Here is a 15,492-nt window from a genome sequence, read left to right as displayed (position 1 = left end):
CACCGGAGTGAAGGGGATTTTGCGTTGTCTATTTACTTCACATTCACTTCAATCGTGTTCGGGTCGACGAAGGAGTAGCCCTTAGCTTCGAGCTGGGTCAGCAGGCTGTCCAGCGCTTCACCTGTCCAAGGGAGCTCGTGCATCAGGATGTTCGCGCCGGGGTGAAGCTGCTTCATGACGTTGTCGATAACCGCTTGTGGCTTGTTCGTCACCTTTTTGCCCAAATCCCAGTCGAGCGAGCCGTTCGACCAGGTCATGAACAACAGGCCGTTTTCTTTGGACACATTGCGCACTGCGTCATTGGAAGAAGCGAACGGGGGACGGAAAAATTCCGGTGTTTTGCCCGTCAATTCTTTGACCTGACTTTGAACGCGTTCGATTTGATCGCGGATTTTAGGTTCTTTCTCCTTGCCCAGCATGATGTGATCATAAGAATGATTGCCGATGATTTGCCCGCGTGCGTCAATTTCCTTCAGAAGCTCCGGATGTGCTTTGATGCGATAACCGTTGACAAAGAAAATGGCTTTGGCATGGTGTTTATCCAAGGCGTCAAGCAGCGGTTTCAACGTTGCTTCTTCCTTCGGACCGTCGTCGAACGTGAGCAGCACGACTTTGTCCGGCGATTTCGTTTTATCGATCGGCACGATGTTATAGGCTTTGTTCATCCGGTATGTCTTTCCTGCTGCAGTGTCTACGGTGTTGGGAGCTGACGAAGCGGATGGAGTCGGGTTCGCGGCGTTTGTATCCGTCGAGGCCGATGCCGATGCCGATGCGCTGGGGGCCGGCTGTGAAGCCGTTGCCGAAGGCGTTGCGGAAGCCGAGGCGGCCGGAGAAGCGGAGGGACTCGACGGTTGGGCCGCCGGCGAGTTTTGGGAACCGCAGCCGGTCAATGCCATCAGTAAAGTCGCCGCGCATGCGGTGGTGGTCCAGAGAGAAGCTGAGCGTCGTCGAGTCATGGTTGTTCTTAACCTCCGTAAATTTGAGAAAATCTAAATTCGTCCCGATTGTAACACATCCTTCATGGTTCGACACGGGACCGTCTTCCTTATTTTGATGGAGCATGACCTAGGCTCACCCGGTCACAATAAGGATAAAGACAAGGAGGTGGCAATATGAGACTCGGGACTTTCGTGATGGGCGGTCTGGCGGGGGCGGCTTTGTGCATGATGATTCAGCGCAACCGGAACATGTCCGCGATCGCCGACGGAGTCGGGCAAATGCTCAGGCAGCGGATGAGCGACATGAAAGAGAACGTGATGCAAAAAGGTATCGATTTGAAATTTTCCGGCGGCTTCTTGGGTTCGTCGTCCGGCAAAAGCAATTCGCATCATGCGGGCAGCAGCAATTCGGCCGTCTCGAAGTCCGGCACCGCCGGACTCGACGAGGTGGAGCATCTTGCTTCCCGCGACCCCCATGTCAAACAAGAAATCAACGAAATCTTGTCCCAGAACAATCAGCACAGCATATAATCCAGGCTTTTCGTCAGCGGCCCTCGGCTTCCGGATTTACGGACGCGGGGCCGTTTTTTCCTGTCTGTGGGTTTTCCCTAGTGCATTTCGATGGGAGAAGTGATAACATGTTGTCAAAGCAGATTTCAATCACACATTATATGCTCGATCATACGCTGTTATCACCCATCGTGCACAAAGGAGGGTCCTGTGATGAGGATGGAACGGCTCGGCCAAGACAAAATTCGAATTTTCCTCACGTTCGACGATTTGACGGAACGCGGGATCCAGAAGGAAGACATGTGGCGCGAAATTCCAAAGGTGCATGAATTGTTCAGCGAAATGATGGATCAGGCTTACAATGAGCTCGGTTTCGACGCTTCCGGACCCCTTGCGGTGGAAGTGTTCGCCATGCCCGCTCAAGGTATGGTCGTCATCGTCACAAGAGGCAAGCAGGAACGCGACGCTTCCTCGGAAGACGAGCTGGACGAAGAAGTTTACGAATTGGAAGTTACGCTTGAACAAAGCGAGGCTATTATATATCGATTCCGTGACATCGAAGACGCCATCGGCGCGGCCAAGACATTGGCGGGCCGTTTGACGGAAGAAGGACAGTTGTACCGGTATCAGGGGCAATGGATTTTATGCTTCGATCCGGCAGGCATGGACAGCTCTGCTTATCAGGCGTTGATCGCCGTACTCGCCGAATACGGAGATGCCACATCGGTTACTCCAGCGGTGCTGGAGGAGTACGGGCAGTTGGTGATTCCGTCTCAAGCGGTGAAGGTGTTGGCCGATCATTTCGGCTGAACCTGCGGAAATCTGCATCAATCTGAGGGCATTTTGTTGAAAGCGGTGACGCTTTTCGCAAAATGTCCTTTTTTTGTTCGCCGGAAGTTGCTGGGAAGAGGGTGTGTAACCATTCCGGGCATTGTATAATGAAACGTATGTCACCGCCCGCGGGAGAAAGGAGGTACATCTCATGCTGTGGTCGGTGTTGGCGGCCGCACTGGCGCCTGGTCTTGCGCTGCTGGCTTATTTTTATTGGAAGGACCGCTACGATGCCGAGCCGCTGCCCATGGTGGCGAAGCTGTTCCTGACCGGCGTGCTGATCGTGCTTCCGGCCATGATCTTACAACGCGGTCTAACGTTGTGGCTGGGCGAGTCCCCATTCGTATTTTCCTTCGTCATCTCTTCCGGAGTCGAGGAGCTGCTGAAATTTTTCGTGCTATATCATATGATTTTCAACCATACCGAATTTGACGAACCGTACGACGGGATCGTCTATGCGACGGCCGTATCGCTCGGATTCGCCACCCTTGAAAACGTTTTGTATTCTTTTCTTCAGCCTGTTTCGTTCGGATCTTTAATGATTCGCGCTCTGCTGCCGGTTCCGGGTCACGCGTTGTTCGGAGTGTTTATGGGATATTCGATGGGGCGCGCGAAGTTTTCAACCGGACGGCAAGTGCGCTACCACTTAGGGTTAGCGCTGCTGCTGCCCGTTTTGTGGCATGGACTGTACGATTATATGATGGTGTCCGTCCCCACAGGATGGATCTGGGTGGCGGTTCCCTTCATGTTCGTCCTCTGGTTTCGCGGCATCCGGCGCGTCAATCGCGCCAACGCGGTATCGCCGTTCCGCCTGCTTAAACGCGAGGAAGAGATTAATTCGTGAGCAATCCGCCCATAATGGGTTATGTTACACCTCGCTCGGAAGCAGGAGGAGAGACATGCCGAACCAGGACAGAATCAAAGTCGTCATTCGCTGCAATCGCTGCGGAGAAAAATTCACGCTTCGGGGCCGCAAGGAAAGAGGACGTGTGGATACCGGATTCAAGCAATGCCTCTGCGATAACGTCCACGATTTCGAGATTCAGGAAGAGCTTCCTTGAGAAGCCGCCGCGCCGGCGGTTCTTCACGGGTCGCGCATAAAGCCGCTCCCTTTATCCCACACTAACGCCAAACCGGAGTCTGGGAATGAAAGGGGTCGGCTTTTCATGTATGCACGCTTAAGTTCGGTCTTGTTTCCGGTCGCAGCGATTTTGTTGATCGGAGCCGCAATCTGGGGTTATCAAGAACATCAGGAAAAAAACTCGATTTTGATTAAGGCGGAAAACCAGTATCAACGCGCTTTTCACGACCTAAATCATCATATGAACCGGCTGCACGACGAGCTGGGTCAAACGCTGGCCGTTTCTTCGGCTTCCCACGATATGCAGCGCAAAGGACTTGTGAACGTTTGGCGGCTGACGAGCCAGGCCCAGAACGAAGTGAATCAGCTTCCGCTTGCCTTGCTCCCCTTTGACAAAGCCGAACAATTTCTCGCCCGGATCAACAATTTCGCCTATTCGGTTTCCGTTCGCGATCTCACCAAAAAACCGCTCACCTCGCATGAAGTGAAGACGCTAAAAACGCTGTATGCCAATTCGAAGGACATTAACCAAGACCTTGGCCGGGTGCAGGATGCGGTCATTTCGAACCGTCTGCGCTGGATGGATGTCGAAACGGCCATGGCGTCGGAGAAAAATCCTCACGACAATACCATTATTGACGGATTCCGTACGGTGGACAAAAAAATCGGCACTTATCCGGAGACGGACTTCGGTCCCGCCGCCTTGGCCGCCAGCCGCAGGCTTTCCACTTCGAGTCTGACGGGACGGGATTTGTCAACCGCCGAGATCCGCGATCGGGCCGTGAATTTCCTAGGGCGGCGCGGACTTGGATCTCAAAATCTCAAAGTGTCGGAATCCGGCGCGCGCACCGATTTCCGCACCTTTTCCGTCACCTCGGACGGCAAAGACGGCAACCGCATCCAGATGGCATTCACGCGAAAAGGCGGACAGCTTCTCTGGTATATGAATCCGCGCGAAGTAAAATCCCGCAGACTCAGCTTCGGAGCCGCCCAAAGCAGCGCATCCGGATTTTTGAACCAGCGCGGCTATCGGGATATGACACCGGTAACCTATGACGAATATGACCATGTCGCCGTATTCGCTTTCGTAAGGACGCAAGGCGGCGTGAGATATTACCCGGATAAAGTGACGGTCCGCGTGGCGCTCGATAGCGGAGAAATCGTCGGCCTTCAAGCCACGGATCATGTGTTTGCCGCCCAGCGCCTAACGACACAGGGCAAGCCGAAAATCAGCCGGGAGAAAGCCGCCAAAGGATTGAATCCGGAGCTGAAGGTACAAAGCTACTCGCTGGCCGTCATCGACAACGATACCCGGCAGCCGGTGCTCTGTCACGAATTTACCGGGAAAATCAACGGAGCCATTTACCGGATCTACATGAATGGCGAAACCGGCGTCGAAGAAAAGGTAGAACGTATCCCCGACACGGCCAAACCGATTTACCGGACCTGACCCCTTCATGCTATAATGGGGATAAAAACGGGAATCGTTTCCTGTTCTTATGCCTACTTGATGGGGGTTTTACCGGTGCTGCCGAAGATCAATCAAACGACTTACATGCAGTTGATGCCGGTTACGGACCCGGACTCGGCGACCACATTCCGCTCCAGAGTGGCGGATATGGATAAAGAATTCATTTGGCTGGAAATCCCTTTGGACGAACAGAGCCGCAAGTATCACCGCACGCATGTCGGCGACGAATTCCGGATCCTTTTCTTCACGCCGGAAGGGGTAAAGTACCAATTCGCCGCCGCGATTGCCGAAATGAAAAAAGAACCTGTACGACTTATTGCGGTGCCCACCCCGAAAACGGAACAGATAGAAAGGGAGCAGCGGCGGAATTTTCTTCGTGTGGAAGCGGAGCAGGAGATCGCCGTCCGCATCGGGGACAGGGTGCGTTTCACCGCCTTGACCGACGATGTGGGGGGCGGCGGTCTCTCTTTTCGATGCAACAGGAGCTGGCCGCTGGTGCCGGGGATGACGCTGAGCTGCTGGCTGTTGCTCAATTATCGCAACGGCAGTCTCGGCCATGCCAAATTTGAGGGTGAAGTCGTCCGGATTGTCCCGGAAGAACCGAATCAGCACACTGTCATGTTGCGGTTCCGGGATATTCACGATTCGGACCAGCAGCGGATCATCCGCTTCTGCTTCGAACGTCAGCTTGAGAAACATAAAGGATAATCCCGCTAGACCGATTTGTTAGGAGGACCCCGCCCTGATCTTCAAACCCCCAAAGCAGGCCTCCGCCTTCCCCGAGTGGTCGGACCGTATTGAGCAACGCCTGAAAAGGGCCGTTTGGCTTCTTGCCGCAGCGCTCCTGATCAGCCAAAGCGCCTTGCAAATTCCCGCCGTCCGTTCGTGGCTCATCCCCACTGAGAAGTGGGAAGGCGTCCCATTCGAACGAAACAACCCTTAAAGCCCCCCATGCTTTTTGCATCGGGGGGCTTTGCTATGGTATAATTTTTTCGCCAAGCAGGCCGAGCCTGCCTGTTTTTCTTTCCGACCTAATCGCAGCTGCCAGTAGGAGGCCTCTCGTTCTCGATGAACTTGTCAACATCGCCCTCACGCATCAATATCGCCATCGACGGTCCCGCCGGAGCCGGTAAAAGCACGGTAGCCAGACTCGTCGCCTCAACCCTTCATTACATATATATCGACACCGGGGCGATGTATCGGACTTTAACGATGAAAGCGCTGGAAGCGGGATTGACGGCGGAGGACGCGGAGCAAGTGACGAGGCTTGCCGAGCGGCTCGATATAACGCTTTTGCCCGGCCCGGAAGGACAACGGGTATTGGCCGACGGAGAGGACGTCACTTCGCACATCCGGTCGCTTGATGTGAACCGGAACGTCTCGCATTTCGCCAAAATCGAAGGCGTCCGCAGCCGAATGGCCGCTTTGCAAAGGTTAATGGCGCAGCAGAAAGGCGTAGTCATGGACGGCCGGGACATCGGCACCCATGTGCTGCCCGACGCAGAGCTCAAAATATTTCTCACGGCTTCGCCGCGCGTACGCGCAGAACGGCGTTTCCAGGAGCTGGGCGAGAACCCCGGCGTTACGCTCGAGGAACTGGAGCGTGACATCGCGGAACGGGACCGCCTGGACGAGGAAAGGGAAATCGCTCCGCTTTCCCGCGCACCCGACGCCCGGCTTGTCGACTCAGACGGCCGCACGGCGCAGGAAGTGGCGGACGAGATCGTGCAATGGGGACAACAGATTGCACGAACCATTTCGCCGGAGGAGAAGTAGACTATGATATACCGCTTCTGCAGATTTTTGCTGCGTATCCTTTACGCACTTATGTACCGTTTGGAAACCCGCGGGCTGGATAATATTCCGGATGCAGGCCCCGTCGTTTTATGCAGCAATCACAAAAGCCTGCAAGATCCCATTACGTTAGGCATCTGGGTGCCCCGAAAGGTGCACTATATGGCCAAAGCGGAGCTGTTCGGCATTCCGCTGCTCGGTCCGTTGATCCGGGCGCTCGGCGCTTTTCCGGTCAAACGGGGAGGCGTCAGCAAGGAAGCGATCCGGACCGCCATCCATTTGCTGGAACAGGGCAACGTGATGGGGATTTTTCCGGAAGGGACGAGAAACCAGTCCCTCGGCATGGGCAAGCGCGGAGCGGTGACGATGGCGCTCAGGTCTCGTGCCGTTGTAGTTCCCGTCGCGATTGTCGGCGAATATCGGATGTTCCGCAAAATGATTGCGGTCTACGGGGCACCTATCGACATGAAGCCGTTCGCGGACGCGGGCACGGCCGAGAGCATGGAAGAGGCCACCGAACAGATCATGTCCAAAATCAAAGAAATGCTTCAGACCGGCAAACCTTCGGCATAATGCTCTCATGCATGTTTCGCTAGTCGAACTCTCATACTATAGACATTCTTTAAAGGCATGATTTGGTTGGGCATCATGGGGTTCGGGTAAATCAGATTTAAACGCCGCAAAGCGGGTTTAAATAAAGTTGGGGTAGAACTGAGGAGGTTATTTTCATGTCTGATGAAACCAAAGTACAAGAAACGGAAGCCGCCGAAGCGGTCACGGAAAGCAAGGATACGTCCTCTCAGGAGGAAATGGACAATCTCGTAACCCTGAAAAAGGGCGACACCGTCAAAGGGACGGTCGTCAAAATCGAGGACAACCAAGCATTCATAAGCCTTGGATATAAATATGACGGTGTCATTCCGCTTCGCGAACTGTCATCCGTTCAGTTGGAGAACGCTTCGGACGCCGTGCAAATCGGTCAAGAAGTGGAAGCCAAAGTGGTCAGCATCGACGATGCCAAGGAGAAACTCGTACTCTCCAAGCGGCAGGTGGACAGCACCCGTGCTTGGGAAGACCTGCAGGCTAAATTCGATAACGGAGAAGCTTTCGAAGTCACCGTGGCCGACGTGGTCAAAGGCGGCTTGGTGGCCGATGTCGGCGTGCGCGGCTTCATTCCGGCTTCTATGGTCGAGCGTCATTTCGTAGAAGATTTCAGCAGCTATAAAGGCCGCAAGCTCCGCGTCAAAGTGAAAGAAATCGACCGCGAGAACAACAAGGTCATTCTCTCGGCCAAAGACGTGCTGGAAGCTGAATACGAGCAGCAAAAACAACAGATCATGAACAATCTGCAGCCTGGCCAAGTGCTCGAAGGTACCGTACAGCGGCTGACTCCGTTCGGAGCGTTCGTGGACATCGGCGGCGTGGACGGTCTCGTGCACGTATCCGAGATGGCCTGGCAGCACGTGGCTCATCCGGCGGACGTCGTATCCGAAGGGCAGTCCGTCAAAGTAAAAGTGCTGAAAGTGGATCCTTCCGTGGGCAAAATTTCGCTCAGCATCAAAGCGGCGCAGCCGGGACCTTGGGAAAATGCGTCCGGTCAATTCCGCACAGGCGACATCGTAACCGGCGTCGTGAAGCGCCTGGTCAGCTTCGGCGCCTTCGTGGAAATCGCGCCGGGCGTGGAAGGCTTGGTGCACATTTCCCAAATCGCCCATCGCCATATCGCAACTCCGCATGAAGTGCTGAAGGAAGGGCAGGAAGTGCAAGCGAAAGTGCTGGACTTCAACCCTGCCGAGAAGCGCGTGTCTCTCTCGATCAAGGAGACGGAAGAAGCGCCGGCTCGTCCGGAGCGGGAGCGTGGACCACGCGCGCCGAAGGAATCCGCGAATTTGCCGGAGCCGGAAAGCATGAGCTTTACGCTCGGCGAGAAGTTCGGCGATAAACTGAGCAAATTCAAGTAAATCAAAGCTTATTTAAGATGCCGCTCGTTCCGGCTGCCCAACGCTGCAAACCGGAGCAGCGGCTCTTTTTATGCCGGAATGTTGCCTTTGACAAACTTTATTGTGCGTATACAATAAAAGTAGGGAACAATCCCGTTATTCGCCGCATAACCTATGGTTACCGATAGACGCATCTTTTTTTTTAATCAAAAAGTTGATCGAAGGCAACATTTTAAGTTGGACGCCACAAATCGGCGTACAAACCGAGCGAGGTGAATTTCCATGCAGGAGCATACAACGCAGCTTGTCAGGGAAGACGGCTGGCGGCGCCAAAGAACACAGATGACGATGCCGGAAGTATACCGGAGTTTAAAAATACCGAAGAACGGTTCGGTGATCCGCAAGTTTTTGGCATTCGCCGGACCCGGCTACTTGGTTGCCGTAGGCTATATGGATCCCGGTAACTGGGCCACGGATTTGGCGGGCGGATCGCTGTTCGGCTACACGCTGCTCTCGGTGATTCTGCTCTCCAATCTGATGGCCGTCATTTTGCAGGCGCTGGCCGGGAAGCTGGGGATCGTCACCGGCCGGGATTTGGCGCAGGCTTGCCGGGATCATTACAGCAAACGCGCGACTTATGGCCTCTGGTTCCTCTGCGAGCTGGCGATCGCCGCGTGCGATTTGGCAGAAGTGATCGGGACGGCCATTGCGCTGAATTTGCTGTTCGGCATTCCGCTTATTTACGGGGTCATCATTACCGTGCTCGACGTTCTTGTCATTCTCTTGTTGCAGAACAAAGGCTTTCGTTATATTGAGGCGATGGTCATCACGCTGATCGGAACCGTCGGCATTTGTTTCGTGGCGGAACTTATCATGTCGCAGCCGGCGATGGCGGAAGTGTTCAAGGGGTTCGTGCCGAATACGGAAATCATCCGCAACCCGGAGATGCTTTACATTGCCATCGGTATTTTGGGTGCCACCGTCATGCCCCATAATTTATACCTGCACTCTTCCATCGTGCAGACGCGGCAGTTCGACCAGACGGAAATCGGCAAGCGTCAGGCGATCCGATACGCCACTGCGGACTCCACTATCGCTTTGTTTTTTGCATTATTCATTAACGCCGCCATTCTCATCGTGGCATCGGCCGCATTTCACACGGCCGGATACACGGATATCGCCGAAATCGGGGACGCCTATCATTTGCTCGCGCCGATCCTCGGTTCGTCGATGGCTAGCATCCTGTTCGGCGTGGCCTTGTTGGCCGCGGGGCAAAACTCTACGCTTACCGGCACGATGGCCGGCCAAATCGTGATGGAAGGTTTCCTGAACATTCAGCTGCCCGCTTGGCTGCGCAGGCTCATCACGCGGATGATCGCCATTATCCCGGCCGTGATCGTGACCGCGATCGCCGGGGAAAGCGGAACGGCGCAGCTGCTCATACTGAGCCAGGTCATTTTGTCGCTTCAGCTGTCGTTTGCGGTCGTCCCGCTTGTGAAGTTTACGAGTGACAAGAAAAAAATGGGCGTATTCGTGAACCCGCTATGGCTGAAAATCGTGGCTTGGACAGTGGCCGGTTTAATCGCCGTACTCAACGCCTATCTCTTGTACCAGACGATCGCCGTCTGGTTGTCCTAGTCGGCCGCCAGACCCACAATTCGAGAGACACGAAACACCCCGAATTCCGGATGTCCGGAATCCGGGGTGTTTCCTATTTTCCGGCGCATACTACTGAAGCGGACAGTCACTTCGAGGAGGTGCCGGCGGATGCCGCCCGGATATGCTGCATTTTTCTTGTGGACCGCCGCGGCGATTTTATGGTGGAGCGGCTGGAGGGAGGAAACCGCAGACGGTATTCCGGAACGTGCGGTTGCGGTATTTTTGGCCGGCTGGCCGCTGACGGCATGGATGAAAACCGGACTGGGGCACGCCGCTTCCGTACAGGTCAACGGGGCCTTTATGTGGACGGCCGTCGCGATGATCGTCCTCGCGCTGACGATGACTCCGCCGGCTGCATGGACGGCTTTGTCTGCCGGCATTTTGGCCGGCTCCTTTGCGGTCATGCTCTCGTTTTCCCCGCACTTCTATTTGACGGCTCCTGACTGGCTCGCCGGAAGAGGCGCGGCGCTGGTCGTCGGGATGATGTCGGCCGCCTTGTGCCGGGGAGCGTCCGGACAAATCGTGGCGGCCTCGGCCGCTTTGTGCTTGTGCGAGGGGCTATCCAACTTGTGGCTGCGGGAGTCGGGGCCTTTCGTGATCGGGACGGAACGGTGGATGGAAAGCTGGTGGACTTCTGTGCTGACCGCGCGGCTCGCTTCTTATTTGGCTTCTGCGGCCTTCAGGGTCGTGCGAAGCCCCTGGAGAAGGGGAGGGCAGCAAACTTGATCTGGCATTGGATGCACACACACCGGGATTTGACCGGTGTGCTGCTCGGAACCTTGTTCGGACTCGGAGCAAGACTGATCTTGATGCGAAGCGACTACAGACAGTATCCCGCCTACCCGCACGGCCGGATCGTACACATCGCGCTTGGCTTAATTGCCGCGGCACTCGGTTCGGTTGCGGTGCCCTCCTTATATCACAAAAATTACACCGCCATTACGTTTCTTTCGCTTGCCGCCCAACAGTTCCGGGAAGTTCGGAACATGGAAAGAACGACTTTGAACGCCATCGACAAGATGGAACTCGTGCCGCGGGGGGCGGCCTATATCGAAGGAATTGCAGTCGCCTTCGAAGGACGGAACTATTTGGCGATATTCGCGGCGTTGATCACTTCCATGACGTCGATCATTTTTCCGTGGTGGACAGGCTTGGCAGCCGGCTTCCTTTCGCTGCTTGTCGTTTTCCGGTTCATGCGAGGCAAAACCATTCGGCATATCGCCGACGTACAGACGGCCCCCATCCGGTTCGACGGCCACAATATGTATGTCGGAGACGTATACCTCATGAATGTGGGATTGAAAGAAAACCGGGAAATTATCGAAAAGCGGGGGATCGGTATTGTGATCACCCCCAAAAACGGAAATGCGCGGGTTACGATTGCGAATTTAGGGCAGCGTCAGGCCATTTTGTACGATGTGTCGACGCGGCTCGGCGTGTACCGGGATACGGGGGAACCGCTGCTGATTCCGCTCGGCAAGCTGGCCCTCGACACGGGACAACTGGCGTTAGTCACGCTCCCGAGGGAGTATGATCCGCGGATGGCGATTGCGGCCGTGGAGTCTGTCCCTTTGCTGGAGGCGGCTGTCCGGATGCCGGTCGAAGCGAATCGACAAGGAGAAGGGCGGGCGGATCATGGCTAGAATCGTCGCGCTGATCACGACGCGGAAAGAGGATGTAGCGGGAGGAGCTCCCATTTTCATAGCCGGGAACCGCGCCGAATTGGAGAAGACCGCGTTCATGCTGGAGAAGCTGCTGGATTGCGGCGCTCACGAATTGAACCACTCTTTGTTTCTTCTGGTGGACAGGAATACCGGCGATCATTAGTTAGCCAATACGCCCGATATTTGTTATGATGGGATTTGCGAATGTTTGTGGAGACAGCAAAAGGAGTGAAAATATGGCAAGACCCGTAATCGCCATCGTCGGGCGTCCGAATGTTGGCAAGTCCACGATTTTCAACCGGATCATCGGCGACCGGCTGGCCATCGTGGAGGATAAACCCGGCGTCACCCGCGACCGGATCTACGGCACGGGAGAATGGAACGGGATTTCCTTCAGCGTTATCGATACCGGAGGGATCGAGATCGAGGGAGAAGACGAACTCATTCGTCTCATCCGGGTGCAAGCCGAATTGGCCATTGAAGAAGCGGACACGATCATTTTCATGGTCGACGCCAAAGCCGGCATTACCCGTGCGGATGAAGAGGTCGCCCAGCTGCTGTACCGGTCTCAAAAACCGGTCGTATTGGCGGTCAACAAGGTCGACAATCTTCAGCGGATGGACGACATATATGAATTTTACGGGCTGGGCTTCGGCGATCCCGTCGCCTTGTCCGGCGCTCACGGCACCGGCATCGGAGATTTGCTGGACGCCGCCGTGGCGAAGCTGCCTGACGCCCAAGAGGAAGAGTACGACGAGGACGTCATCAAAGTGGCCCTGATCGGACGCCCCAATGTGGGCAAATCGTCTCTGGTGAACGCCATCTTGGGCGAAGAACGCGTCATCGTGAGCAACGTGGCCGGCACGACCCGCGACGCGATCGACACGCCGTTCGAACATGACGGTCAGCGTTATGTGCTGATCGATACCGCAGGCATGCGCAAGCGCGGCAAGGTGTACGAAACGACGGAGAAATACAGCGTCATGAGGGCGATGAAAGCGATCGAACGCGCGGATGTCGTGCTGGTCGTCATCAACGGGGAAGAAGGCATCATCGACCAGGACAAACACATTGCCGGTTACGCTCACGAGAACGGGAAAGCGGCCGTCTTCGTCGTCAACAAGTGGGATGTCGTGGAGAAGGACGACAAGACGATGCAGCAGTTCACGAATACGATCCGCGATCATTTTCTGTTTATGTCGTATGCGCCGATCGTGTTTTTGTCGGCTTTGACCAAGCAGCGGTTGGGCAAATTGCTGCCGGTGGTGAACCGGGCAGCCGAACAGCATGCGATGCGCGTGCCGACTCACCTGCTCAACGAAGTCGTGGCCGACGCCGTGGCCGTCACGCCGCCTCCGACCGACAAGGGCCGCAGGCTTCGCGTCAATTACGTCACTCAGGTGGCCGTCAAGCCGCCGACGATTCTCATTTTCGTTAACGAGCCGGAATTGATGCATTTTTCCTATGAGCGGTATCTGGAAAATAAAATCCGCGCCGCCTTCGAGTTCGAGGGCACGCCGCTGCGTCTGTTCACCCGGCGCAAATCGGATCAGGAATAGGAGAGACCGGATTGTTCACCTCCCTCTTAGCGGTTGTTATCAGTTATTTACTAGGCTCCATATCGTTCAGCATCCTGCTTGCCCGCTGGCTGCGCAAGATCGATATCCGCCAACATGGGAGCGGTAACGCGGGCGCCACCAATACGCTGCGCGTACTTGGCAAAGGTCCGGCCATCGCGGTTTTTGCGCTTGATGTGGCCAAAGGCATCGCCGCCATCCTGCTCGGCAGGCTGCTCGGGGATGCCGAATGGGTACCCGTCGCTTCCGGATTGGCTGCCATCATCGGCCATAATTGGCCCGTCTTCTTCCGGTTTAAAGGCGGCAAAGGAATCGCCACCACGATCGGCGCGGTGGCGATGTGGGCATTTCTGCCGTCTCTTGCGGCCGGAATCGTCGCCATTCTTACCATTGTCTTCACACGTTATGTTTCTTTGGGATCCATTGTATTTGCGATTCTTCTGCCGGTGAGCTTCGCCGTGTTCGGCTTGGATCCTGTATACATATGGGGAGCGGTCGCGATTACGCTGCTCGCGGTATACCGCCATCGGAAAAACATCGTAAAGCTTTATAAGGGGACGGAAAACAAGCTGGGCGGCAGCAAAAAGGGTGAGCCTCATGGAGCATAAACGGACGGCCGTGCTCGTCGCGGGCAGCTGGGGCACGGCCTTGGCGCGCGTACTGGCCGATAACGGACATCAAGTGAACCTTTGGACGCGCAATCCCCAGCAAGCCGAAGAAATCAATACGAAACGCCGGAATGAGAAATATCTTCCCGGAGCCGAGCTGCCGTCCGGCATGAAGGCTACCGCGGACATCGCGCAAGCGCTGGAAGGCGCCGACCTGGCCCTGTTCGTCGCTCCTTCTTCGGCCATGCGGGATGTCGCCCGTATGGCGGCCCCTCACCTGAGCAGTGACACGTTGGTCATTCATGCTACCAAAGGCTTCGAGACCGGCTCGCGAAAGCGGATGTCCACCGTGCTGGCCGAAGAACTGGACAAAGACGAGCGCTGCGTCGTCGTTTTGTCGGGTCCGAGCCATGCGGAGGAAGTGATCAACCGCCAGCCGACGACGGTCGTGGTGGCTTCCAAGGATTCTGCCTGCGCCGAAGCCGCGCAGGATTTCTTCATGAATGAAGCGTATTTTCGCGTTTATACGAATCCGGATCTGATTGGCGTGGAGACGGCTGGAGCTGTCAAAAACATCATCGCGCTCGGCGCCGGGCTTTCGGACGGTCTCGGCTTCGGCGATAACGCCAAGGCGGCGCTCATCACGAGAGGTTTGGCGGAAATCGCGAGACTCGGCTCCGCAATGGGCGCCAATCCGCTGACCTTCGCCGGACTGGCGGGTGTCGGAGATTTGATCGTGACTTGCACAAGCCCCCACAGCCGCAATTGGCGCGCCGGCTCCATGCTCGCCAAAGGGCTTCCGCTCGCGGAAGTGCTTGAACGTATGGGCATGGTGGTGGAAGGCGTTCGTTCGACCAAAGCCGTACACGAGCTTGCGGCTCATTACGGCGTCGAAATGCCGATCACCGAACAGCTGTTTTCCGTCCTGTTCGAAGGCAAATCGCCCGAACAGGCGGTCGGCGATCTGATGGGCCGCGTCCGCCGGCACGAGATTGAGGAAATTGCGGCCGCATCCCGTGATAAATGGTTAAAATGAACAAGTTTCCGCGCAATTGAACGACAGCCGCCCAAGGCTGTACGCACCTTATGCTCTCCCTCCTCATAGGATACATTGCACCGTGGACTTGAGGAGGGGAAACATGGATAAAAACTTGTCCAAGAATTTACTCGGCATGGTAAACAAAAGAACCGGAAAAAACATTACCGAGAATTCGATTAAAAAAATCGCGAGCGGCGTCACCGCCGACACGTTGAAAAACGAGGATGAGCTTCGCCAGCTGATCAAACAGGTGTCTAAAATGGCCAACGTACCGGTGTCGGAAGAGACGGTGAAGGAAATCGTGGCTGCCGTGAGAAAAAGCGGCATGAACATCAACAATCTCGAAGGACTTATGAAAATGATGCTGCCGAAGTGACGGC

General features: G+C 55.6%; 19 protein-coding genes. 18 read left to right on the top strand and 1 reads right to left on the bottom strand.

Going from position 1 to position 15,492, the window contains the following annotated elements:
* Window positions 1-32: 32 nt before the first annotated feature.
* Window positions 33-665 (bottom strand): polysaccharide deacetylase family protein, encoded by a 633-nt coding sequence (locus E5161_RS03050; RefSeq protein ID WP_342773807.1) that lies wholly within the window; start codon window positions 663-665, stop codon window positions 33-35.
* Window positions 666-696: 31 nt separating this feature from the next.
* On the opposite strand from E5161_RS03050, the gene E5161_RS21325 reads away from it, so the two are divergent.
* The 18 genes from E5161_RS21325 to E5161_RS02970 all read left to right on the top strand — a co-directional run bounded on the left by E5161_RS21325 (window position 697) and on the right by E5161_RS02970 (window position 15,488).
* Complete coding sequence (locus E5161_RS21325) at window positions 697-993, top strand: hypothetical protein (protein WP_342773806.1); 297 nt, start codon at window positions 697-699, stop codon at window positions 991-993.
* 119 nt (window positions 994-1,112) lie between these two features.
* Window positions 1,113-1,469, top strand: a complete 357-nt coding sequence (locus tag E5161_RS03045; protein ID WP_136776181.1) for a hypothetical protein — start codon at window positions 1,113-1,115, stop codon at window positions 1,467-1,469.
* A 192-nt stretch (window positions 1,470-1,661) separates the two neighbouring features.
* The gene (locus tag E5161_RS03040) at window positions 1,662-2,258 is read left to right on the top strand and encodes a genetic competence negative regulator (RefSeq protein WP_136776180.1); all 597 of its coding nucleotides are present in this window, start codon (window positions 1,662-1,664) and stop codon (window positions 2,256-2,258) included.
* A 172-nt stretch (window positions 2,259-2,430) separates the two neighbouring features.
* Window positions 2,431-3,123 carry a glutamic-type intramembrane protease PrsW gene (prsW, locus tag E5161_RS03035; RefSeq protein WP_136776179.1) on the top strand — a complete coding sequence of 231 codons (693 nt, stop codon included), beginning with the start codon at window positions 2,431-2,433 and terminating at the stop codon, window positions 3,121-3,123.
* Between the two features lie 55 nt (window positions 3,124-3,178).
* On the top strand, window positions 3,179-3,340 hold the full coding sequence (locus E5161_RS20660; protein ID WP_169306562.1) for a hypothetical protein: 162 nt from the start codon (window positions 3,179-3,181) through the stop codon (window positions 3,338-3,340).
* Window positions 3,341-3,445: 105 nt separating this feature from the next.
* Window positions 3,446-4,810 carry a germination protein YpeB gene (gene ypeB, locus E5161_RS03030; protein WP_136776178.1) on the top strand — a complete coding sequence of 455 codons (1,365 nt, stop codon included), beginning with the start codon at window positions 3,446-3,448 and terminating at the stop codon, window positions 4,808-4,810.
* Between the two features lie 75 nt (window positions 4,811-4,885).
* The gene (locus E5161_RS03025; RefSeq protein ID WP_169306561.1) at window positions 4,886-5,539 is read left to right on the top strand and encodes a flagellar brake protein; all 654 of its coding nucleotides are present in this window, start codon (window positions 4,886-4,888) and stop codon (window positions 5,537-5,539) included.
* 360 nt (window positions 5,540-5,899) lie between these two features.
* Window positions 5,900-6,607, top strand: coding sequence for a (d)CMP kinase (gene cmk / locus E5161_RS03020; RefSeq protein ID WP_136776176.1), 708 nt, complete (start codon window positions 5,900-5,902; stop codon window positions 6,605-6,607).
* Window positions 6,608-6,610: 3 nt separating this feature from the next.
* Window positions 6,611-7,198 (top strand): lysophospholipid acyltransferase family protein, encoded by a 588-nt coding sequence (locus E5161_RS03015; RefSeq protein ID WP_136776175.1) that lies wholly within the window; start codon window positions 6,611-6,613, stop codon window positions 7,196-7,198.
* Between the two features lie 155 nt (window positions 7,199-7,353).
* Window positions 7,354-8,586 carry a 30S ribosomal protein S1 gene (rpsA, locus tag E5161_RS03010; RefSeq protein ID WP_136776174.1) on the top strand — a complete coding sequence of 411 codons (1,233 nt, stop codon included), beginning with the start codon at window positions 7,354-7,356 and terminating at the stop codon, window positions 8,584-8,586.
* A 261-nt stretch (window positions 8,587-8,847) separates the two neighbouring features.
* A complete protein-coding gene (locus E5161_RS03005; RefSeq protein WP_136776173.1) occupies window positions 8,848-10,203 on the top strand; it encodes an Nramp family divalent metal transporter in 1,356 nt (451 codons plus the stop codon).
* A 129-nt stretch (window positions 10,204-10,332) separates the two neighbouring features.
* On the top strand, window positions 10,333-10,950 hold the full coding sequence (locus tag E5161_RS03000) for a hypothetical protein (protein ID WP_136776172.1): 618 nt from the start codon (window positions 10,333-10,335) through the stop codon (window positions 10,948-10,950).
* Window positions 10,950-11,867 carry a YIEGIA family protein gene (locus E5161_RS02995; protein WP_425456442.1) on the top strand — a complete coding sequence of 306 codons (918 nt, stop codon included), beginning with the start codon at window positions 10,950-10,952 and terminating at the stop codon, window positions 11,865-11,867. The genes E5161_RS03000 and E5161_RS02995 overlap by 1 nt, the downstream gene beginning before the upstream one ends.
* Window positions 11,860-12,051, top strand: a complete 192-nt coding sequence (locus E5161_RS02990) for a capping complex subunit for YIEGIA (protein ID WP_211246673.1) — start codon at window positions 11,860-11,862, stop codon at window positions 12,049-12,051. The genes E5161_RS02995 and E5161_RS02990 overlap by 8 nt, the downstream gene beginning before the upstream one ends.
* A 73-nt stretch (window positions 12,052-12,124) precedes the next feature.
* On the top strand, window positions 12,125-13,447 hold the full coding sequence (der, locus tag E5161_RS02985; protein ID WP_136776171.1) for a ribosome biogenesis GTPase Der: 1,323 nt from the start codon (window positions 12,125-12,127) through the stop codon (window positions 13,445-13,447).
* An 11-nt stretch (window positions 13,448-13,458) separates the two neighbouring features.
* Window positions 13,459-14,073: a glycerol-3-phosphate 1-O-acyltransferase PlsY gene (plsY, locus tag E5161_RS02980; protein ID WP_136776170.1), complete on the top strand. Its 615-nt coding sequence runs from the start codon at window positions 13,459-13,461 to the stop codon at window positions 14,071-14,073.
* The gene (locus E5161_RS02975; RefSeq protein ID WP_136776169.1) at window positions 14,063-15,109 is read left to right on the top strand and encodes an NAD(P)H-dependent glycerol-3-phosphate dehydrogenase; all 1,047 of its coding nucleotides are present in this window, start codon (window positions 14,063-14,065) and stop codon (window positions 15,107-15,109) included. Before plsY ends, E5161_RS02975 begins: the two co-directional genes overlap by 11 nt.
* Window positions 15,110-15,212: 103 nt before the next feature.
* Window positions 15,213-15,488 carry a stage VI sporulation protein F gene (locus tag E5161_RS02970; protein ID WP_136776168.1) on the top strand — a complete coding sequence of 92 codons (276 nt, stop codon included), beginning with the start codon at window positions 15,213-15,215 and terminating at the stop codon, window positions 15,486-15,488.
* Window positions 15,489-15,492 lie beyond the last annotated feature (4 nt).

It is taken from the genome of Cohnella pontilimi (assembly GCF_005049045.1).
Taxonomy (GTDB): domain Bacteria; phylum Bacillota; class Bacilli; order Paenibacillales; family Paenibacillaceae; genus Cohnella; species Cohnella pontilimi.
Note: the sequence above shows the minus strand (reverse complement) of the source record. Positions and strands in the feature narration are given on the sequence as shown.

Coding starts and splice junctions, on each gene's coding strand:
- E5161_RS03045 (WP_136776181.1), top strand. CDS start 1,113: ATGAGACTCGGGACTTTCGTGATGGGCGGTCTGGCGGGGGCGGCTTTG.
- rpsA (WP_136776174.1), top strand. CDS start 7,354: ATGTCTGATGAAACCAAAGTACAAGAAACGGAAGCCGCCGAAGCGGTC.
- der (WP_136776171.1), top strand. CDS start 12,125: ATGGCAAGACCCGTAATCGCCATCGTCGGGCGTCCGAATGTTGGCAAG.
- E5161_RS02970 (WP_136776168.1), top strand. CDS start 15,213: ATGGATAAAAACTTGTCCAAGAATTTACTCGGCATGGTAAACAAAAGA.
- E5161_RS03000 (WP_136776172.1), top strand. CDS start 10,333: ATGCCGCCCGGATATGCTGCATTTTTCTTGTGGACCGCCGCGGCGATT.
- E5161_RS02990 (WP_211246673.1), top strand. CDS start 11,860: ATGGCTAGAATCGTCGCGCTGATCACGACGCGGAAAGAGGATGTAGCG.
- E5161_RS03015 (WP_136776175.1), top strand. CDS start 6,611: ATGATATACCGCTTCTGCAGATTTTTGCTGCGTATCCTTTACGCACTT.
- E5161_RS03040 (WP_136776180.1), top strand. CDS start 1,662: ATGAGGATGGAACGGCTCGGCCAAGACAAAATTCGAATTTTCCTCACG.
- prsW (WP_136776179.1), top strand. CDS start 2,431: ATGCTGTGGTCGGTGTTGGCGGCCGCACTGGCGCCTGGTCTTGCGCTG.
- cmk (WP_136776176.1), top strand. CDS start 5,900: ATGAACTTGTCAACATCGCCCTCACGCATCAATATCGCCATCGACGGT.
- E5161_RS03005 (WP_136776173.1), top strand. CDS start 8,848: ATGCAGGAGCATACAACGCAGCTTGTCAGGGAAGACGGCTGGCGGCGC.
- E5161_RS02975 (WP_136776169.1), top strand. CDS start 14,063: ATGGAGCATAAACGGACGGCCGTGCTCGTCGCGGGCAGCTGGGGCACG.
- E5161_RS20660 (WP_169306562.1), top strand. CDS start 3,179: ATGCCGAACCAGGACAGAATCAAAGTCGTCATTCGCTGCAATCGCTGC.
- E5161_RS03050 (WP_342773807.1), bottom strand. CDS start 665: ATGAACAAAGCCTATAACATCGTGCCGATCGATAAAACGAAATCGCCG.
- ypeB (WP_136776178.1), top strand. CDS start 3,446: ATGTATGCACGCTTAAGTTCGGTCTTGTTTCCGGTCGCAGCGATTTTG.